Raw genomic sequence first — 20,959 nt, 5'->3', positions numbered from 1 at the left:
ACGTCGGTGTGCGGGTTCAACACAGTGTCACCGGCCGGTCGCGGCGGCGCTGTCCAGCAGCGCGGCCAGCTCGGCCACCGTGGGGGTCTCGAAGAGCGCGCGGAGCGGCAGTTCGACGCCCAGCTCCGAGCGGATCCGGTTGATCAGCCGGGTGGCCAGCAGCGAGTGCCCGCCGAGGTCGAAGAAGCTCCGGTCGACGTCGATGTCCGGCCTGCGCAGGACCTTGGCGAAGACCGCGCTCAGCCGCCGTTCGGTCTCGCTGGTGAACTCCCTCGGGGTGGAGGGAGGTTCGGCCCCGGGCGCGGGGAGGGCGGCCCGGTCGAGCTTGCCGTTCGGGGTCAGCGGCAGCCGGTCGAGCCACACGTAGGACGCGGGCAGCATGAAGGAGGGCAGTGTGCGGGACAGGTGCTGTCGCAGCTCCGCCGGAGTCGGGGCGGGGTCGGCGGCGGGGTCGGCGGCGGGGCCGACAGCGCGATCGGGGCCGGCCGGGGCCGGGGCCGGGACGAGGTAGCCGACCAGGGTCTTCCCGCCGGGCCGGTCCTCCCGCGCCAGCACCGCCGCCCGGGCCACGGCCGGGTGCCGGGTCAGGGCCTCCTCGATCTCCCCGGGCTCCACCCGGAAGCCCCGGATCTTGACCTGGTGGTCCGCCCGGCCGAGGAAGGCCAGGGTTCCGTCGGGCAGCCACTGGGCCAGGTCGCCGGTGCGGTACATCCGCGAACCGGGCGGCCCGAACGGGTCGGGCAGGAAGCGCTCCGCCGTCCGGTCGGGCCGGCCCGCGTAGCCCCGGGCGACGCCGGCTCCGGCCAGGTGGACTTCTCCGACCACGCCGTACGGGACCAGGCGCAGGCCCGGATCCAGCAGGTACACCCGGGTGTTGGCGATCGGGCCGCCGATCGGGGCGGTGGCCGGCCAGCCGGTGCTGTCCGGCGCCGTGCTGTACGCGGTGACGGCGTGGGTCTCGGCCGGCCCGTAGACGTTGTGCAGCCGCCGGCCGGTGTCGGGGTGGTGGAAGGCGCGGGTCCGGGCGCTGGTGGTCAGCGCCTCGCCGCCCTGGTAGACGGTGCGCAGCGGGGCGAGGGCCCGTCCGTGCTCCTCGGCCGCCTCGTACAGGGCCTCGATCACCGAGGTGGGTGCGAACAGCTCGTCGACCTCGTACCGCTCGATCCACGCGGCCAGGTCCTCCGGGCTGCGGCGGATCGCGTCGGTGGGGACGACCAGGGTCTTGCCCGACACCAGGGTGGTCAGGATCTCCTGGACGGACGCGTCGAAGCCGATCGCGCAGAACTGGGCGGTCCTGGTGCCGGGACCGCCGGGGAAGGCGGCGCGGTGCCAGGCCAGCAGGTTGAGCAGGCCGGCGGCGGGCATCAGGACGCCCTTGGGGGTGCCGGTCGAGCCCGAGGTGTAGATCAGGTAGGCGGACTGCTGCGGGTGCAGCGGGGCGGTGCGGTCGCGGTCCTCGGGGTCGCGGTCCGGTCGCTGCGCGAGTTCCGCGGCGGTGTCGGCGGTGTCCGTCCGCAGCTGGGGGACGCCGTTCGGCAGGGCCGGCGCGGTGTCGGCGTGGGTGAGGGCGAGGACGGGGCGCGCGTCGCCGAGCAGGTGGGCGATCCGCTCGGGCGGGTAGTCCGGGTCGACCGGCAGGTAGACCGCCCCGGTCTTGAGCACCGCCAGCAGGCCGACGAACATGTCCGGGGAGCGCGGCAGCAGCAGCGCGACCACCCGTTCCGGCCCGGCGCCCCGGGCGATCAGCGCGTGGGCGAGCCGGTTGGCACGGCGGTTCAGCTCCGCGTAGCCGAGTGCCTCGTCCTCGTACAGCAGCGCCGCGGCGTCCGGGGTGCGGGCGGCCTGGTCCTGGAAGAGCTCGGGGACGGTGCGCGGGGGCGACGCGAGCTGCTCGCCGGTGCCGGTGGCCAGCAGCAGGGCGCGCTCCGCCGCGGAGACCGTGGGGAGGTCGGCGACGGGCCGGTCCGGGTCGGCCACGGCGGCGGTCAGCACCTCCAGGTAGTGCTCCGCCAGTCGCCGGACCCGGTCGCGGTCGAAGAGCTCGGTGGCGTAGACGAAGCGGCAGACCAGGCCGGTCGGGCGCCGCTCGACCTGGACCTCCAGGTCGAAGCGGGTGCTGCACCCGGCGATCTCGACGAACCCGGTGCTCAGGGCCGTTCCGGGCGCTCCGGCCGTTCCGGGCGCTCGGGGGGCCGGGGAGTCGTGGAGGTCCGTGTAGGTGCAGAGGACCTGGAAGGGCGCGGCGCCGGTCCGCTCCCGCCCAGCGGCGACGGCCTCGACCACCTGGGCGAAGGGGACGGCCTCGTGGTCCTGCGCCGCTGCCACCGTGCTGCGGGTGCGGCGCAGCAGCTCCCGGACGTCGGGGGAGCCGGCCAGGCTGGTGCGCAGGGCCACCGTGTTGGCGAAGAAGCCCACGACGCCGTGGAACTCGGGCTGCCGCCGGTTGGCGACCGGCGTGCCGACCACCAGGTCCGTGCCGCCGGTGCGGTGCGACAGCACGACGTTCAGGACGGCCGCCGCCAGCATGAAGGGGGTGACGCCCTCGGCCCGGCAGAGCTCGCCGACGCGGGCGGTGAGCGGTGGCGGCAGTTCGAGCAGGACGGCGTCGCCCGCGAAGCTCGGCCGCGCGGGCCGGGGGCGGTCGGTGGGCAGGTCGAGCCCGGGGAGCGGGCCGCGCAGCTGCTCCTGCCAGTACCGCAGGCCGTCCCGGAACCCGCCCTCGTCGACGGCCGCGCGTTCCCGGCGCGCGTGGTCGGCGAAGGTGGCTGTCAGCGGCGGGAGTTCGGCGGCGGAGCTGGTGGTCAGGCCGTCGTAGCGCGTCCACAGTTCGGCGAGGAGGACCCGCTCGGACCAGCCGTCGATCACGCTGTGGTGGACGTTCAGCAGGAGGACGTGCCGCTCGGGTTCCGTGCGCAGGAGCGCGGCCCGGACCAGGAGTTCGCCGTCGAGGGTGAAGGGCCGACGGGCCTCGGCGGTCAGCAGGCGGCCGAGCTCGGCCGCCCGGGCGGCCGGGTCGGCGCCCTCGACGGTGCGGTACGGGACGTCGAACTCCGGTGCGGAGACGGTCTCCTGGACGAGCTCCCGGCCGTCGAAGGTGAAGCGGGTCCGCAGCGCCTCGTGTCGGCGGACCAGGTCGCGGACGGCGGTGGTGAGGGCCTCGGGCCGGAGCGGGCCGTCGATCCGGACGGCGATCGGGACGTTGTAGGCCGCGTTGCCGCCGTGCAACCGGTCGAGGAACCACAGGCGTTGCTGGGCACTCGACGCGGGAATCGGTCCGGTGGCCGGAAGGTGTTCGACCGTCGGTTTTCCCGTCGTGGTCCTACGGTTTTCGCGTAGGCGTCGAAGGAGTTCGTTCTCGGAATTCACGCCGCACCCCCGTGTCGACGGCACTGTGTCAATCGACGTGCCCGGCCTCATGGTTGTGGAAGTTCGTAGGGGGCCGGGAGATTGTGTCCGCGACGGCCCCGTTGTCGATCAATCGTCGAGTCTGCCAGGAACCGGGGAGGTTCGGTAGCCCGAGTTTTCCCCGAACGGTATTGCCCCGTCGGGAAACTCGCCGGAATCGCGCCGTACCGGCGCAGGGGCCGACGAGAGGTGAGATATTGTCATGAACTGGACATCAGGGCGGGATGATCGCCCATGGATCTTGTTCCCGGGGCCCGCCCCGTTGCAGGATCGCTCTGTCGACGCAGTCCGCACCGTACCCGACGATGGGGGATCCATGCTCTCCGCAGACGACGCGCCGACGGTCCACCGGATGGTGGAGGCCCAGGTCGGCCGCACCCCGGACGCGCTCGCGGTGGTCAGCGGGCCGGACCGGACGACCTACCGGCAGCTGAACGCCCGGGCCGACCGGCTGGCCCGGGCCCTGCAGGCCCGCGGCGTCACCCCCGGCAGCCACGTCGCGGTGGCCGTCGAACGCGGCACCGGCCTGGTCGCGGCGCTGCTGGCGGTGCTCAAGGCGGGCGCCGCCTACCTGCCGCTCGACCCCTCGTACCCGGACGTGCGGCTGCGCTTCATGGTCGAGGACGCCGAAGCCGCCGTTCTGGTGACCGACCGTCACCACCGCGGCCGGGCCTGGGCCGAGGGCCTCCCGGAACTCCTGCTGGAGGACCTGGACGGGCCGCAGCACACCGATGACCCGGACGAGCCGGACGGCGGGGCCTGCCTCGACGGCCTCGCCGGACCCGACGACCTCGCCTACCTGATCTACACCTCGGGCTCCACCGGCCTGCCCAAGGGCGTGATGGTCCGGCACGCCGGCGTGGTGAACTTCCTGGCCGACATGGTCGAGCGGTTCGCGCTGGGCCCCGAGGACCGGTTCTTCGCGATCACCACCGTCTCCTTCGACATCGCCGTGCTGGAGATCTTCGGGCCGCTGGTCAGCGGTGGCACCGTGGTGCTGGCCGGGCGTGAACTGGTGCACGACCCGCGGCGGCTGGCCGAGGCGGTGCGGGGCTCGGCGGCGACCCTGCTGCAGTCCACGCCCTCGCTGCTGCGCCTGCTCGTCCCCGAGCTCCGGGAGCGGGTGCCGGGCCTGCGGGTCGTCGTCGGCGGCGAGGCGCTGACCGCCGAACTGGCCGGGGCGCTGGCCGGCGTGGCGTCCGCCGTCACCAACGTCTACGGGCCCACCGAGACGACCGTCTGGGCCACGGCCTGGGAGGTCGACCCCGGCGGCGGCCGGGTGTCGATCGGCCGCCCGATCCGCGGCACCGACGTGCTGGTGGTGGACGAGGCGGGTGCCGCCGTCCCCGACGGCACCCCGGGCGAGCTGTGGATCGGCGGGGCCGGGGTCGCCCGCGGCTACTGGCGGCGGCCCGGGCTGACCGCCGAGCGGTTCGTGCCGCACCCCGGCGCGCCGCGGGCGGGTTCCCCGCAGCCCGGCTCGCCTCAGCCCGGCTCGCCGCAGGACGGCTCCCCGGAGGCGTCCGCCCGGGCCTACCGCACCGGCGACCTGGTGCGCCGCCGCCCGGACGGCTGCCTGGACTTCCTCGGGCGGATCGACCACGAGGTCAAGCTGCGCGGCATGCGGATCGACCTCGGCGAGGTCGAGGCGGTGCTCGGCGCCCACCCGGAGGCCTTCGCCGTCGCCGTGCTGGCCCGCGAGGACCTCCCGGGCGGCACCGTCCTGGTGGCGTACGGGGTCTGGCGCAGCGGCCGGGCGCCCGAGGTCGCCGCGCTGCGGGACTGGTGCCGCCGCAGCCTGCCGGAGCACATGGTCCCCGGCCGCTTCGTGGCCCTGGACGAACTGCCGCTGACCCCGAACGGCAAGGTCGACCGGCGGGCCCTGCCCCGCCCCGACGAGGGCCGCCCGGACCTCGGCACGCCGTACGCGGCGCCGCGGGACGAGATCGAGGGCATCATCGCCGAGGTCTGGGCCGAGGCGCTCGGGATCCAACCGGTGGGCGTGCGGGACGACTTCTTCGAGCTGGGCGGCCACTCCCTGCTGGCGGCCGGGATCGTGGACCGGATCGAGGCCCTCACCGGACTGCGCCTCAGTGCCGAGGCGCTCTACGAACGTCCCACGGTCGAGCGGTTCACAGCCCACCTGCGGGAGGCCTTCGAGGCCGGGGTGTCGTGACCGGGGCGTCGAGGCCGGGGCGTCGAGGCCGGGGCGTCATGACGCCGGAGGCCGACGACCACCCGGGTCGTCGGCCTCCGGCCTCCCGCGTCCGCGGTTCGCCGCCCGCGGCCCGCGGGTCACACCTTCTTGAGCACCTGCGCCACGAAGGCGTCGAGGTTGGTCATCGTGCGGGCGATCTGCTCCTCCAGCGAGAGCGACTCCTCGGGGCGGCTGACCGAGGCCGACCTGCGCTTGCCGCGCACGTACAGCGAACAGGCCAGGTCGGCGCAGATGTACGTGCCGACGGTGTTCCCCTCGCGCCCGGCCGGGCCGGCCAGCCGGGCGGAGAGCAGGGCGACCCCGCTGCCGCCGTGGATGGTGATGCACAGCGAGCAGACGTTGGTCTTCGTCAGGCTGCGCCGGACGTTCGGCGACCGCAGGGTGATCCCCACCAGGCCGTCGCCCCGCTCCACCACCAGGTAGCCGCGGTCGGGCGCGCCCGGATCCCGCCAGCCCAGGAAGTCCAGGTCGTCCCATGGGAGTTCGGAGAGGTTGCGGGGAAGGCTGAGCCTGCGCGCCTCTCCCTTGGTGCAGTTGACGAAGGATTCACGGACTTCGTTGTCGTCGAGTGCGCGCATTTGGCAGATCCTAGCAGTGGGTTTGTGCGACACGGTCGGGAATATGACGGGTCGTTCATTCAGGAAAGGACGGAAGGGGCCTCGGTGGCAAGGGAATTCCGCGCCACCAGGGCGTCCCGGTCGACTTTTCCGCCGGGGGTCAGCGGGATCTCCGGGAGGACGGTCAGGAGGGTCGGCACCATGAACTCGGGCAACCGGGCGACCAGATGGGCGCGGAGCTCCTCGGCCCGCTCCGCCCGACCGGTGCGCAGCACCACACTGGCGGCCAGCCGGTCTCCCGGGGCGCCCGGTTCGGCGGGCTGGACGAAGGCGGCCGCCTGGGCCACCGCCGGGTGGCCGAGCAGCGCGGCCTCCACCTCGGCGGGTTCGATCCGGAACCCCTTGACCTTCACCTGGCGGTCGGCCCGGCCGAGGTAGCACAGCCCGCCGTCCGCGGTGCGCCGCACCAGGTCGCCGGTCCGGTACATCCGGGCCCCGGGCGGGCCGTCCGGGCAGGGCAGGAAGCGCTCGGCGGTCAGATCCGGCCGTCCGAGGTAGCCGCGGGCCAGCGCGGCGCCCGACACGTACAGTTCGCCCTCGGCCTCCGGCCCGTCGACCGGCCGCAGCCGCGTGTCCAAGACGTGGAGCCCGACGCCGTCGATGGCGGTGCCGATCGGGACGGGACCGGGCGGCAGCTCCGCGCCCGGTTCGATCCGGTACTCCGTGCAGCCGACGGTGGCCTCGGTCGGCCCGTACTCGTTGACCACGGTGGCCTCCGGGTGCCGGGCCCGCCAGCCGGCGAGCGCGGCACCGAGCAACTGCTCACCGCCGAGGACCAGTTCACGGCGGGGGGAGAACTCCGCCGGGAGCAGGTCGAGGAGCGGCAGGTGCCCCGGGGTCGCCTTGAGGAAGGTGCACGGGTGCTCGCGCAGTGCGGCCCGGCCGCCGCCGCGGCCGCCCGCCAGGTGCACCGCGCCGCCCGCCAGCAGGGGGGCGAACAGGCCGGTGACGGTCAGGTCGAAGGCGACCGAGGACTGGACCAGCGCCACCCCGCCCGTGCTGGGGTAGGAACGCGCCGCCCAGGTGAGGTAGTTGACCACCGAGGCGTGGCACAGCACGACGCCCTTGGGCCGGCCGGTGGAGCCGGAGGTGTAGATGACGTACGCCGGGTGCTGGGGCCGCAGCCGCCGCAGGCGTTCGGCGTCCCGCACCGGGGCGGCGCTGTGGCCGGCCAGGGCGAGACCGGTCGCGGCGGAATCCAGTAGCAGCACCGGGGCCGGGGTGCGGGGCAGCGCCCCGGCGGTCGGGGCGACCGTGAGCAGCAGCGCCGGTTCGGCGTCCCGGAGCACCTGGTCGAGGCGTTCCGCCGGGTACGCCGGGTCCACCGGGACGTAGGCGGCGCCGGCCTTGAGCACCCCGAGGAGGGCCACCAGCAGCGTGACCGACCGTTCCAGGGCCACCGCCACCAGGTGCTCCGGGCCGATCCCGCGCGCGATCAGCTCGCGGGCCAGCCGGTTGGCGCGCTCGTCCAGTTCCCGGTGGCTCAGCCGTTCGGCGCCGCACAGCACGGCCGTCGCGTCCGGGCAGCGCGCCATCCGGCGGGCCAGCAGCCCGGTGAGGGTGGACCCGTCGGTCCCGTCCGGGGCCGAGCCGTCCGGTGTGGCGTCAGCGCGCATGGGGCTGTCCTTCCCCGGCGCCGGGTGCGGCCGGTACGGCGGTGAACTCCGGTACGGCGGTGAGCTCCGGTGCGGCGGCGAACTCCTCGGGCCCGAGCGTGCGGTGCACCGACACGGTGCCGCCGACGGACCGGCAGGCGGCCCGGGCGTGCTCGACCTTCGCGGCCAGCTCCGGGTCGCCGGCTGGCAGCAGGACGCCCAGGTTGGTGCCGCTGTGCGCGCGGACCAGCCCGAGGCCGTCGAGCTCCGCGCAGAGCGCGCGCAGCTCCCCGGAGCCGCGGTGCGGCCGCCGCCGCAGGCTCAGTTCGGTGCTGCGGGTGGCGATCCTGCCGACCTCGGCGAGGTCCCCGGTGCGCACCGCCGTGCCCAGCGCGGTCAGCAGCCGGCCGTACTCCCGGCGTTCCTCGTCGGTGTAGTCCTTGGGGATCCGGTTGAAGCCGACGGTGTCGACCCGGCCGCCCTCGTCGTGGGCGAGGACGGTCATCGACGGCAGGAAGCCGAGCCGCTCGCGCAGCCGGACGTCCCGGTGCAGGAAGGAGACGATGCCGTCGTACATCACGCCGTCGGTCGGTTCGATCCGCCGCAGCAGGGCCTCGACCGCGGTCGGCGGCAGGGGTGTGCGTAGCGCCGCCGCGACGGCCCGGGCGGTCGCCACCAGGTCGGCGGAGGAGCTGGCCAGCCCCTTGCCCTCGGGCAGTTCACCGGTCAGGTCCAGTTCGCCGCCGCCGGGCCGCCCGGTCAGCTCCAGCAGCAGCCCGGCCAGCCGCCGGGACTTGGCCTTGTGGGCGGGCCGGACGGAGACCGCGGGCTCCTGCGGGTCGTAGCGGAAGGTCGCGGTGCTCCATCCGGCGATCGGGAGGGTGACCAGGAACTCCGGGCCGTCGTCGGGCAGTGCGCCCTGCAGCAGTTCGCCGAAGGTGCCGAAGGCCCGGCCGGTGCCCGCGCTGCGGCCGGTGCCCGTGCCGCGGCCGGGGCCCTCCCGCAGCGCGGTGGCGGCGGGCAGCTCGGTGGGGCTAGTCAACCGGGACCCCCTCGACGGGGTCGGCCTGGGCCGACCCGTGGTCCGCGGTCGGCGCCGGGTCGGCGGCCGCCCCGGGGATCTCGGTCACCCGCCGGACCGGTGACAGGGCGATGATCACGGCGGCCACCAGGAGGCCCACCGAGGCGAACACCAGGGCCGGGGAGACGCCGATCCGGTCGCCGAGGAAGCCGCCGAAGACGGCTCCCAGCGGGGCACCGCCCATGACGACCATCCGCACCACGGCGGTCATCCGGCCCTGGAGTTCGTCCGGGGTGATGGAGGTGCGGTAGGCGCGCAGGTTGATGTTGCAGACGATCACCATCGCGGAGTTCACCACGTGCATCACCAGCAGCAGCACGATCGCCGCCGCCTCCGGCACCACGGTGGCCAGCGGGGTCAGCAGCGAGGCGAGGCCGATCGCGGTCGAGGTGAACACCAGCAGCCGGCCCAGCGGCATCCGTCGGCTCATCGGCCCGGCCAGTACCGCCCCGATCAGGGCGCCCGCGCCCGAGGAGGCCAGGATGACGCCGACGAAGGTCGGGGCGAGGTCCAGGTTGCGGGTCACGAAGGCGAGGAAGAGCGGTTCGCAGGCCAGCGCGAAGAAGTTGGCGACCAGGGTGGCGAGCACCAGGACCCGCAGCAGCGGGTTGCCCAGGACGAAGCGGGCGCCCTCGGCCGCGTCCTTCCAGACCGAGCCGGGCCCGCCGGTGCTCTCCGGGGCAGGCTCGCGCCGCCGGATCCGCGAGGTGAACAGGGCGGAGACCACGAAGGTGGCGGCGTTGAGGGCCATCGCGACCGGGCCGGTCAGGGCCTGGACGATCACCCCGCCGAGCGAGTGGCCGCCGATGTTGGAGACCGAACTGCTCAGCTCCAGCTTGCTGTTGCCCTCGATCAGGTCGTCGCGCTCGACCAGGGCCGGCAGCAGGGAGGCGTTGCCGATGTCCGCCACCACGCTGCACAGGCCGACCAGCAGGACGACGCCGACCAGCAGCGGCACCGTCAGGGCGTCCAGCCACCAGGCGCACGGGACCAGCATCATCGTGGCCCCGCGCAGGAGGTCGGCCCCGATGATGATGGGGCGCTTGGGCTTGCGGTCCACCCAGACCCCGACGAACAGGCTCACCAGCAGGTAGGGCAGGTAGCTCGCGGCGCTGAGCACGCCCAGCTCGGAGATCGAGGCCGAGAGCGTGACCGAGGCGATCAGCGGGACGGCCACGGCCGTCATGTTGGAGCCGAGCATCGACGCGGACTGGCCGAGCCACAGGTTGCGGAAGTCGGTGTTGCGGCGCAGCACGCCGATCTGCTTGCCGGACGTCACAGTGCCAGTCCCTCGGTGAATCGTGCCATCAGTTCCGCCGGGGCCTTGAGGAAGGCGTGGTGCTCGCCGGCCAGCACCACCGGGTGGTAGCGGCCGGGGGCCGCGTACTCCCGCCAGCCGTCCATCTGGTCGGGCCGGATCTCCACGTCCCCGCTCCAGCCGATCGCGTGCACCGCCGCGTCCAGGACGACCGGGGCGTCCAGCCGGTAGTTCCGGTTGCCCGCCACGTCCTGCTCCAGGACGTTCAGCGCGAGGTCGAGGGCCGACGGCTGGACCCGGCCGCCCATCGACACCGTCAACCGCGCCAGTTCCTCGCGCAGTTCGTCCCGTCCCAGGCCGAGGAAGCGCCCGTACGGCCCCTGGTGCGGCGCGACCTGGGAGGAGACGAACACCGCGGTGGGCGCCGGCCGGCCGGTCCGTTGCAGGTGCAGCGCGGTGGCGAACGCGGCCAGCGCCCCGCCGCAGTGCCCGAACACGCCGAACGGACGGTCCAGGTAGGGCGCGAGCGCCTCGGCGGCCTGCTCGGCCAGCGACTCGTACGAGCCGTGGTGCGGCTCCCGCATCCGGTTCTCCCGCGCGGGCAGCTGCACCGCGCAGAGCTCGACGCCTCCGGTCCGCCGCGGCCATCCGTTGTACATGGACGCGCCGCACCCGGAGTACGGGAAGCAGAACAGCCGGGCCGCCGCGTCCGGCGACGGGCGGCGCAGCAGCCACCTCCCGGGCTTGCTGACCGTCGTCATACAGCACCTCACCTCTGGAGTCTCTCGTGCGCTCAGCGCAGCTTGGCGGTCACCGGCAGGCTCTTGATCCCGGCGACGAAGTTCGACCGCAGGTGCTCGACCGGGCCGGCGAGCTCGAACTCCCCGACGAGCCGCACCACTTCGGCGAAGAAGAGCCGCAGCGCGATCCTGGCCAGCGGGGCGCCGATGCAGTAGTGCGGGCCGAAGCCGAAGGCCAGGTGGCGGTTGGGGGAGCGGGACACGTCGAAGGCGAAGGGGTCGGCGAAGACCCGCTCGTCCCGGTTGGCGGAGCCGAGCCAGGCCACCACCGCCTCCCCGGCCCGGACCGGGACGCCGCTCAGCTCGGTGTCGACCACGCTGTAGCGCATGAAGTGGTTGGCGGGGGAGGACCAGCGCAGGCCCTCCTCCACGGCGTCCTCGACGGTGGCGGTGCCGTCCCCGAGCCGGCGGTACTGCTCCGGGTGCTCGGTGAAGGCCAGGACGGTCGCGGCCATCGCGTGCGGCGTGGTGACGTTGGCGCCCAGCAGCAGGCTGTAGCAGTTGTAGACGAGCTCCTCGCGGCGCATGGTGCGGTCCCCGACCGGCATGCTCCGCAGGAAGCCGACCAGGTCGTCCCGGGGCCCGCGGGAGCGGGCCTGCTCGGCGAAGTACGCGAACAGCTCGTGGTGCGCGCGGACCAGCTTGGCGCCCCCGCCGACCTGGTGGAAGGTGGCGTCCTCCGGGGCGACGGCCATGGTGGTGAGCCGGGCCAGGTACTCCCAGTCCTGCTCCGGCAGGCCCATCAGGGCGCCGGTGAAGGCCATCGGGAAGCCGGTGGCGGCCGCCGCGAGGTCCAGCGGGCCGCCGTCGGCGAGCGGTTGGAGCAGGGTGCGCACCAGGCGGCGGATCGCCTCCTGGTGGGGGCGCAGCCGGGCGAAGGAGAGCACCCGGGCCATCGGCTCGCGCAGGGCGCCGTGCACCGGCGGGTCGCAGGCGGCCATCATCTTGTCGCCCGCCGGGTCCCGTTCGCCGAGGATCGACAGCATGGTGCCCCGGCGGGAGGTGAAGCGGGTGTGGTCGCGCAGGACGGCGCTGACGTCGGCGTGCCGGGTCACCGAGAGGAAGGACCGGCCGTCCGGGAGGGTCCGGCGGTGCACCGGTGCCTCCCGGCGCATGACCGTCCAGACCGGGTGCGGATCGCCCTCGGCGTAGAAGGCCGGGTCGCCGAGGTCCACCGTGTCCGGGTCGATCCGCTCCGGGCGGGGCTGCGCGGTGATCCTCATCGGCCGGCTCCGTCGTGCTCGCGCAGGACCTCGGGATCGGCGCCCTCCTCGGCCGCGGCCTCGACGACCCGCAGGGCCAGCTCGGCCACGGTCGGGTTCTCGTAGAAGGTCCGGGCGGTGATCAGCAGGTCCGTCTCGGCGGAGATCTCACCGGTGATCCGGGTGGCCATCAGCGAGTGGCCGCCCAGTTCGAAGAAGTCGTCGTCGGCGCCGATCCCGTCGATCTCCATGACCTCCTCCCACAACCGGGTCAGCCACTCCTCGGCGGCGCCGTGCGGGGGCCGGTGCTCGCTGCCGACGTCCTCGCGCTCGCGGCCGCGGCGCTGCGCCAGGGCGGTGCGGTCGACCTTGCCGTTGGGGGTCAGCGGCAGGGCCTCCAGCCAGGTGAAGGTGCTCGGGACGAGGTGGCGCGGCAGTTCGGCGGCGAGGCCGGCGCGCAGTTCGGCGGAGAGCAGTTCGACGTCGCCCTGGTAGAAGGCGGCGAGCCGGCGGTCGCCGTCGGCCCGCTGCTGGAGCACCACCACGGCGGAGCGGACGTCGGGGTGGGCGCTCACGGCGGCCTCGACCTCGCCGAGTTCGACCCGGAAGCCGCGGAGCTTCACCTGGGTGTCGGTCCGGCCGAGGAAGGCGAGGGTGCCGTCCGGGGCCTGCCGGACCCGGTCGCCGGTGTCGTACATCCGGGCGCCGGGCTCGGCGGCGAAGGGGTCGGGGAGGAAGCGTTCGGCGGTCAGGTCGGGGCGGCCGAGGTAGCCGTGGGCGAGCCCCGGGCCGGCGGCGAAGAGCGTGCCGGTCCCGCCCACGGGCACCGGCCGCAGCCGCTCGTCCAGCACGTGCACCCGGGTGCCGCCGATCGGACGGCCGATCGGCACCGGGCGCCCGTCCAGGGGTTCGCGCACCGGGTGGCAGCAGGTGAAGGTGGTGTTCTCGGTCGGCCCGTAGCCGTTGACCACGACGCCGTTCGGCAGCGCGGCGGCCGCGCGGTCGACGTGGGCGGGGGAGAGGACGTCGCCGCCGGCCACCAGGTAGCGCAGCGCCGGCAGCGGGGGGAGCCCGGCGTCGACCACCTGGTGGAACAGGCCGGCGGTCAGCCACAGCACGGTGACCCCGGCCTCGCGGACCAGCTCGGTCAACTCGCCCGGCCCGAGCGGCCCGGGCGGTGCGACGACCAGGCAGGCGCCGTTCAGCAGGGCGCCCCAGACCTCCAGGGTGGAGGCGTCGAAGGCGATCGGGGCGTGCGCCAGGAAGACGTCCTCGGGGCGGAAGGCCAGCGGGTCGCCGCCGACCACCAGGCGGTGCACGGCCCGGTGCGGGACGCTGACGCCCTTGGGGCGGCCGGTGGAGCCGGAGGTGTACGCGACGTAGGCGGTGTCCTCGGGGCCGGGGGGCGTGTCGGGCCCGCTCAGGGCGGCCCCGCTCGCGTCGGCCCCGGTGAGCACGGTGAGGGCGAGGTCCGGACCGGCCAGCACCGCCCGGGCGCCGGCGTCGGCCAGCAGGGCGGTGGCGCGGGCCGGCGGGTCCTGGGGGTCGACCGCGACGTACGCGGCCCCGGCCTTGAGCACGCCCAGCAGGGCGGTCACCTGCTCCGCCGAGCGGTCGACGCGCACCCCGACCCGGTCGCCGCGCCGCACGCCGACGGCCCGGAGCCGGGCCGCGAGGGCCTCCGCCCGGGCGTCCAGCTCCCGGTAGGACAGGCGGGTGGCGCCGGACCGGACGGCGGTGGCGCCGGCCCGGTCGCGCGCGACGGACGCGAAGCGGTCGCACACGGACGTCAGGCCCCCGGTGGGGACCACTGCGGTGTCTACCGTGGCCATGGGCTGATCAACTGTCCCTTCGGGGCGGTCCGGACCGTGCCGGTCACGGGCCCGGTTTCGTGGGCGACTGGCGTGTCGTCGGGCGGTGGGGTGGTCGGGCGGCGGGGTCGTCGGAAGGTCGGACCTCCGTCCACAGCGCGGTGGCCCGCGCGAGCGGCCGCCCGTCCGCGTCGTACAGGGCGGTGAGGTTGACCACCGTCCGCCCGTGGGTCGCGTGCCGGGCGGCCACCACCTCGTACTCCCGGCCGGCCCGCACCGGCCCGGTGAGCGCGGCGGTCATCCGGCTCAGCACCATCGGGCGGGCGCGCGGGTCGGTCACCCAGCCGCCGGGGCAGTCGAGTGCGCCCCAGACCTGTTCGGCGGGTACGGCCGCGCCGGGGGCGCCGCGCGGGGTCCAGGTGCAGGCCACCGTGCCCGGGGCCACCGGACCGGGGGACAGCCGCAGGCCGTCCTCGGCCCGCTCCGGCCCGCACGCCCAGCAGGTGGGGAACGGGTGGCCGGTGCGGCCCAGGTAGCCGGCGGCGGCGGCGCGCGCCGCCGGGAGCCCGACCGGCGGCGGCAGCGGCAGTCCGTCCCGGGCCCGGGTGACGGTGGCCACCAGCTCGGCGCCGTGCCACAGCCCGGACCGGCGCTCGCCGGCCCGGAACTCCAGCGGGGCGTCCAGCGGCAGCGGGGCCAGCAGGGTCACCGCCGGGTCGGGGCCGTGCCGGCCGTCGGCCAGGGCGACGATCCGGGCGCAGGCGTAGCCGCCGTGGGCCGAGCCGTCCGGTCCGTTGTAGCGCGCGGGGATCACCAGTTCGGCGGCGGTGCGCGCGTGCTCCACGGCGCCGTTCACCGGGGCGTCCCGTCCGGGGCGGTGCCGGGTGCCCCGTCCGGTGCCCCGTCCGGTGCCCCGACCGCGGCGCCGTCCAGGGCCCGGTCCACCAGCCGGGCCATCTGCCGGACGTGCGGCTGCCGGAGGATGTCGTAGTGGCTGGCCTCGATGGTGTGCGCGCTGAACCGGCCGTCCACCGCGGCCCGCCAGGCGCCGGCACTGCCGATGGCGCCGCCGTCCAGGCCCTCGATGTAGACCACGTCGCCCGGGTACCGGCCCGGCCGGTAGTCGTTGTGCGCGGTGAGGTTGGTGGTGAAGACCTTGAAGTAGGCCTCCCACTGCTCCAGTTCGGTGGCCTTGCCGTCCTCCGCGGTGGGCAGCCGGCCGACCAGCCAGCGGAGCTTCTCGTGGATCGTCGGGAACTCGGCGAGGGCCGCCGCCCACTCCGCGTCGTCGTGCTCCGGGACGGCCATCCCGGCGGCCCGCAGCACGTCGACGAAGACCAGCAGCGCGAGGTCCTCGTCGCGCAGGCTCTCGTCGAACTGGCCCGGGTAGGCCGCGTCGATCATGCTCAGCGAGCCGACCTCGGCACCCCGGCGGCGGAGCCGGCAGGCCATCTCGAAGACCAGCACCGCGCCGAAGGACCAGCCGGCCAGGTGGTACGGGCCCTTCGGCTGCTTGGCCACCAGCAGGTCGACGTAGCTCTCGGCGATCCGCTCCACCGACAGGTTGGCCACGCTGCCGGAGACCAGGCCCTCCGAGACGATCCCGTACACCGGTCGGCCCGGTCGCAGCTGGGAGGCCAGCGGGAGGTAGCAGAACACGCCGCCGCCGACCGGGTGGACCAGGGTGAGCGGTTCGCCCTCCCCGGCCCGGCGGATCGGCAGCAGCCGGGCCGGGTCCTCGTCGCCGGACTCCCGGGCCGTCACCAGCGGGGCCAGCCGGGCCACGGTGTTGTGCGTCAGGAGCTCCGCGACGGGGAGCTTGCGGCCGAACTCGCGCCGGATCCGCATGGCCAGGTTGAGTGCCACCAGGGAGTGCCCGCCGAGCGCGAAGAAGCTGTCGTGGATGCCGATCGGGCTGACCCCGAGGGTCTCCTCCCAGACCCGGACCAGCCGGCGCTGGACGTCGGTGACCGGCGGCGCGGGGGTCCGCTCCCCGGCCAGGGCGGCCGGCCCGGGCTCCGGGAGGAGCTTGCGGTCCACCTTGCCGTTGGAGGCCAGCGGCAGCCGTTCCAGCCGCGTCCAGACGCTCGGCAGCATGTACTCGGGCAGGGTGTCGCCGAGGTACGCGGCCAGGGCGTCGCCGGTGACGGACTCCGGGGCCGCCACGTACGCCGCCAGCCGGTGCCCGCGCAGGACCACGGCCGCCTCGCGGACGTCCGGGTGGCGGGTCAGCGCGGCCTCGATCTCGCCCAGTTCGATCCGCATGCCGCGGACCTTCACCTGCTGGTCGGCCCGGCCCAGGTAGTCGATCGCGCCGTCCGGGCGGCGCCGGGCGAGGTCGCCGGTGCGGTAGAGGCGTTCGGCGGTGCCGTCCGGCCAGGTGTGCTCGACGAAGCGCTCGGCGGTGAGGTCCGGGCGGCCGTGGTAGCCGTCGGCCAGGCCGACGCCGCCGATGTGCAGCTCGCCGGTCACGCCGACCGGCACCCGGTTCATCCGGGCGTCCAGCAGGTGGATCCGGATGTTCGCGATCGGGTGCCCGATCGGCACCGTCGCGCCGTCACCGGGGCGGCAGCGCCAGCAGGTGACGTCGACGGCGGCCTCGGTCGGGCCGTAGAGGTTGACCAGCTCCGCGTCGAGGCGCTCGTGGTGGGCGTCCCGCAGGTCGGCCGGCAGGGCCTCGCCGCTGCACACCACCAGGCGCAGGCTCGCGCAGTCCGCCGGGTCCGCGTGGTCCAGGAAGACCCGGAGCATCGAGGGCACGAAGTGGACCGTGGTCACCGAGTGTTCGCGGATCAGCTGCGCCAGCTCCTCCGGCTCCCGGTGGGCGCCGGGAGCGGCGACGACCAGCCGGGCGCCCTGGACCAGCGGCCAGAAGAACTCCCAGACGGAGACGTCGAAGGTGTACGGGGTCTTCTGCAGCACCCGGTCCGCCTCGGTGAGGCCGAACTCCTCCTGCATCCACAGCAGTCGGTTGCAGATCGCCCGGTGCGAGACCACGACGCCCTTGGGGACGCCGGTGGAGCCGGAGGTGAAGATCAGGTAGGCCGGGGCGTCCGGGTCCACCGCCACCCGGGGGCCGCCGACGGGGAGCCCGGCGTCGGGGAGCCCGGTGCCGGGGGCCCCGGTGTCGGCGTTCCCGGTGTCCACCACCTCGACGGCCGCACCGGACGGCTCCACCCGCTCGGCGAGCGCGGTCGTGGTCAGCACCAGGGCCGGCGCCGCCTCCGTCACCATCGTGGCGATCCGGGCGACCGGGTGCTCCGGGTCGATCGGCACGTAGGCGCCGCCCGCCTTGAGGACCGCCAGCAGCGAGACCACCAGCTCGGTCGAGCGCTCCAGGCACACCCCGACCCGGTCGCCGGGCTCCACCCCGCGCTCCACCAGCCGGCGGGCGAGGGCGTCCGCCCGGCGGTCCAGCTCCCGGTAGGAGAGCGTGCCGCCCTCGAAGGCCACCGCGATCCGGTCCGGGGTCAGCCGGGCCTGCTCCTCGACCAGGACGTGCAGCAGGTGCGGCCGGTGGTACGTGGTCGCGGTGTCGTTCCAGCGGTCGAGCTGCGCCAGCTCGGCGGGGGCCGGCAGTTCGGTCCGGCCGATGCCCGCGGCGGGTTCCGCGGCAAGCGAGCGCAGCGCGGTCAGGTGGTAGCCGGCCCAGCGGTCGATCTCCTCGGCGGCGAACTGCGCCGCGTCGTACCGCAGTCCCAGGCCGATCCGCCCGGTCCGGGCGTCGCGCATGAACTCCACGCCGAACGGGAAGCTGGTCGGCACCACGCCGAACTCGTCGAGGATCTCCAGCTCCCCGGCGGTGCCCTCGTCGGGCGCGTGGAAGTGGGTGTAGTTGAAGAAGCTCTCGAACAGCGGCCCGCCGCCGGCGTCCTGCTGGATGGTGGCGAGCGGGAGCCGGCGGTGCGGCTGGAGCGCGAGATCGGTCGCGGCGACGTCGGCGACCAGCGAGGCCCAGGTGGTGCCGTCGTCGATCCGGGCGCGCACCGGCAGGGTGTTCAGGAACAGGCCGACGACCCGCTCCCCGTCCTCCTCGGCGATGCGGCCGTTGTAGACCGCGCCCGAGACCACGTCGTCGGTTCCGCCGAGCAGCGCCAGCACCCGCAGGTGCGCGGCCAGCAGCGCGATCCGGACCGGGACGCCGAGCTCGGCGGCCGTCCGCAGCAGGTCGGCGGAGAGCTGCCCGGGCAGCTCGTACTCGGTCATCACCAGGTCCGGCACCCCCGCGGCGGGGGCGGTGCGCGGCAGCCGCAGCGCCGTCATGCCGTCCAACCGCTCGCGCCAGAAGGCGCGTTGGCCGGGATCGGCGACGGCTTCGCGCTCCAGGGCGACCAGCGAGCGGAACCGGGCGAGCGGCGGCGGGGCGAGCTCCCGGGTGCTGCGCCCGAGGGCCTGGAGGTAGAGCTCCAGGAGTTCGGTCAGCAGCTGCCGGCCGCTCCAGCCGTCCAGGATCGCGTGGTGCTCGACCACCCAGAGCTGGAAGGTGTCGGCCGAGCGGCGCTGCACGTGGAAGCGGATGAGCGGCGGGCGCTCCCAGTCGAAGGGGTGCTCGCGCTCCCACGCGTAGTGGCGGCGCAGCGCCTCCGGCTGCTCGTCGGCGGGCACCGCGCCGAGGTCCTCGAAGGTGACCGGCGGCTCGGCGACCTGGTGGTGCACCAGCTGGACCGGCTCGCCGAGGTCGCGCAGGGCGAAGGAGGTGCGCAGCAGCTCGTGCCGCTCCAGCAGGGCGGCGACGGCGGAGCGCCAGGCTGGCGGCGAGTACGGGCCGCGCAGGTGGTAGCCGGCGACGTCGTGGTAGGCGCGGTGCACGGCGTCCAGCTCGCTGTGGTAGAGCATGCCGGCCTGGAGCGAGGTGAGCGGATAGGCGTCCGCCAGGCCGTCCGGCAGCCGGGCCCGGTCGGCGGCCGTCAGCAGGTCGAAGGGCTCCAGGACCGCTTCGGCCTCGGGGGCGGTGCGGGTCACCAGCGGGGTCAGCTCGCGGATCGTCTGGGCGACCAGGAGGTCCCGCAGTTCGAACCGCAGGCCGTGCCGGCGGGCCCGGGAGAGGATCTGGATGCTGAGGATCGAGTCGCCGCCGACCTCGAAGTAGTTGTGGTCGATGCCGATGTCACCGCGGCCGAGGGCCTCCTGCCAGACCTCGGCCAGGATCCGCTCGTCCTCGTCGCGCGGTGCCACGTACGGGGTGTCGTCCTCGTCGTCCCAGCCGTCGTCCCAGCCGTCGTCCCGACCGTCCTCCGCGGCACGGCCCGCGACGCCGTCCGGGGCGCGGTCCGGGGCGCGCTCCGCCGCCGGGAGCTCGAACAGCGCGTCGAGCGGGCGGTCGGGCTGCTCGACCACCAGCCGCAGCAGCCGGGCGTAGTGCCCGGCGAAGCGCTGCGCCCACTCGGGCGTGAACCGGTCGGTGCGGTACTCGAGTTCGAAGCCCGGCCGGTCGTCGTGCTCGTTCACCTGGAGGGAGAGCTGGAACTTGGCGGTGTCGGAGTGGACCGGCACCGGGACGATCTCCAGCCCCTCCGCCGCGGGCGGCTCGGTCGTGGTGTCGTCCAGCATGAACAGGGCCTGGAAGACCGGGTCGTGGCCGGGGTCGCGGCGCGGGTTGACCAGTTGGACGACGGACTCGAAGGGGAGCTCGTGGTGGTCCTGGGCCTGTAACGCGGCGGTGCGCACCCGGGTCAGCAGTTCGCGGAAGCTCGGTCCGGTGGGCCCCGGTTCTCCCGCCCCCGGTTCTCCCGCCCCTGACTCGGCCGGGCCGAGGTCGGTGCGGATCGCCACCATGTTGACGAAGAAGCCGACCGTCCGCTCGAACTCGATCCGGCTGCGGTTGGCCACCGGGCTGCCGACGATGACGTCCTCGACCCCGGTGTACCGGCCGAGCAGCACCTGGTACGCGGCGAGCATGACGGTGAACAGCGTGCTGCGGGCCGCGGTGGCCAACTCGTGCAGGCCGTCCAGCAGTTCGGGTTCCAGCGGGAAGCTCAGCAGGCCGCCGCCGTGGCCGGGGGCCGGGGTGCCGGCCGGCCGGTCCCCGGGCAGTTCCAGGACCGGCAGCTCCCCGCCGAGGGTCCGGGACCAGAAGTCGAGGTGCTTCTCGGCGCCGGGGCTGCCCAGCCAGGCGCGCTGCCAGTCGGCGTAGTCGCCGTACTGGAACTCGGGTTCCGGCAGGACGAGGTCCCGACCGGCCGCGAACGCGTCGTAGTGGCGGAACAGTTCGTCGACCACGATGCCCAGGGACCATCCGTCGCAGACGATGTGATGCATCGTCAGTACCAGGAGGGCGGTCCGCTCGTCGCGCCGCAGCAGGGCGGCGCGGAACAGCGGGGGCGACTCCAGGTCGAACGGCCGGTCGGTCTCCGACCGCAGCCGGGAGCCCAGTTCGTCCTCGGACGCGCAGTCGACGATCCGCCAGTCGGCGGGGCGATCGGTGACCACCTGCTGGAGCCCGTCGTCGCCGAGGGTGAAGTGCGTCCGCAGCGCCTCGTGCCGCAGGGCCACCCGGCGCACCGCGCGCTCCAGGGCCGCCGGGTCGAGCCGGCCGGTCAGGGCGAAGACGACCGGGACGTGGTAGGCGGGGGAGTCGCCGATGACCTGCTGCACGAAGTACAGCTGCTCCTGCGCCTTGGCCGCCGGAAAGACGTCCGGCTCGAACGTCTCCGGGCTGGGGCTTTCATTGCTGCTCAAAGCGCCGTGACCTTTCTTCATCCCATTTATCGGCCGCGAGGTGGGGGGCGGCGTCGATATGGTCTTCCGGTGCGCAGACGGCAGTCACTAAGTCGATCCAAGTCGATCTTAGCGTTGGCGATGCTCCTGTCAACAGCCGTTTTCCGGGTGTGCCACGGGAGTTGGGGCGGCGGGCCGGAATAGTGCGGTTCTGTCCCGGTTGGGATGGATATGGATATCGGCCCGGACGGGCCCCGGTCCGGGCGTCCCTACTTCTCTTCCGACCATTGACAGCGGGGTGGGACGCGGAGAGGA

The 20,959-nt window shown here is 74.7% G+C and carries 11 protein-coding genes; 1 reads left to right on the top strand and 10 read right to left on the bottom strand.

Annotated features, from left to right (window positions below):
- Positions 1–27: 27 nt before the first annotated feature.
- Positions 28–3,417 (bottom strand): amino acid adenylation domain-containing protein, encoded by a 3,390-nt coding sequence (locus ACFC1T_RS20440; protein WP_375890490.1) that lies wholly within the window; start codon positions 3,415–3,417, stop codon positions 28–30.
- Between the two features lie 304 nt (positions 3,418–3,721).
- On the opposite strand from ACFC1T_RS20440, the gene ACFC1T_RS20435 reads away from it, so the two are divergent.
- Positions 3,722–5,581, top strand: coding sequence for an amino acid adenylation domain-containing protein (locus tag ACFC1T_RS20435; protein ID WP_375890488.1), 1,860 nt, complete (start codon positions 3,722–3,724; stop codon positions 5,579–5,581).
- A 119-nt stretch (positions 5,582–5,700) separates the two neighbouring features.
- Here ACFC1T_RS20435 and ACFC1T_RS20430 read toward each other — a convergent pair whose 3' ends face one another.
- From ACFC1T_RS20430 to ACFC1T_RS20390, 9 genes are read right to left on the bottom strand one after another with little or no spacing between them, the layout of a single operon-like run.
- Positions 5,701–6,201: an FBP domain-containing protein gene (locus ACFC1T_RS20430; protein ID WP_375890486.1), complete on the bottom strand. Its 501-nt coding sequence runs from the start codon at positions 6,199–6,201 to the stop codon at positions 5,701–5,703.
- 59 nt (positions 6,202–6,260) lie between these two features.
- Complete coding sequence (locus tag ACFC1T_RS20425) at positions 6,261–7,856, bottom strand: amino acid adenylation domain-containing protein (protein WP_375890484.1); 1,596 nt, start codon at positions 7,854–7,856, stop codon at positions 6,261–6,263.
- Complete coding sequence (locus ACFC1T_RS20420) at positions 7,846–8,877, bottom strand: kinase (protein ID WP_375890482.1); 1,032 nt, start codon at positions 8,875–8,877, stop codon at positions 7,846–7,848. The genes ACFC1T_RS20425 and ACFC1T_RS20420 overlap by 11 nt, the downstream gene beginning before the upstream one ends.
- Positions 8,870–10,195 (bottom strand): MFS transporter, encoded by a 1,326-nt coding sequence (locus ACFC1T_RS20415; RefSeq protein ID WP_375890480.1) that lies wholly within the window; start codon positions 10,193–10,195, stop codon positions 8,870–8,872. Before ACFC1T_RS20415 ends, ACFC1T_RS20420 begins: the two co-directional genes overlap by 8 nt.
- Positions 10,192–10,935, bottom strand: a complete 744-nt coding sequence (locus ACFC1T_RS20410; protein WP_375890478.1) for a thioesterase II family protein — start codon at positions 10,933–10,935, stop codon at positions 10,192–10,194. Before ACFC1T_RS20410 ends, ACFC1T_RS20415 begins: the two co-directional genes overlap by 4 nt.
- A gap of 32 nt (positions 10,936–10,967) precedes the next feature.
- The gene (locus tag ACFC1T_RS20405) at positions 10,968–12,197 is read right to left on the bottom strand and encodes a cytochrome P450 (RefSeq protein ID WP_375890476.1); all 1,230 of its coding nucleotides are present in this window, start codon (positions 12,195–12,197) and stop codon (positions 10,968–10,970) included.
- Positions 12,194–14,008: a non-ribosomal peptide synthetase gene (locus ACFC1T_RS20400; protein WP_375890474.1), complete on the bottom strand. Its 1,815-nt coding sequence runs from the start codon at positions 14,006–14,008 to the stop codon at positions 12,194–12,196. Before ACFC1T_RS20400 ends, ACFC1T_RS20405 begins: the two co-directional genes overlap by 4 nt.
- A gap of 43 nt (positions 14,009–14,051) precedes the next feature.
- Positions 14,052–14,843, bottom strand: a complete 792-nt coding sequence (locus tag ACFC1T_RS20395) for a hypothetical protein (protein WP_375890472.1) — start codon at positions 14,841–14,843, stop codon at positions 14,052–14,054.
- Positions 14,840–20,665 carry an amino acid adenylation domain-containing protein gene (locus tag ACFC1T_RS20390; RefSeq protein WP_375890470.1) on the bottom strand — a complete coding sequence of 1,942 codons (5,826 nt, stop codon included), beginning with the start codon at positions 20,663–20,665 and terminating at the stop codon, positions 14,840–14,842. The genes ACFC1T_RS20395 and ACFC1T_RS20390 overlap by 4 nt, the downstream gene beginning before the upstream one ends.
- Positions 20,666–20,959: the final 294 nt, after the last annotated feature.

Source organism: Kitasatospora sp. NPDC056076 (assembly GCF_042266305.1).
In the GTDB taxonomy this organism is placed as follows: Bacteria; Actinomycetota; Actinomycetes; order Streptomycetales; family Streptomycetaceae; genus Kitasatospora.
This window is presented reverse-complemented; position numbering and strand designations above follow the sequence as displayed.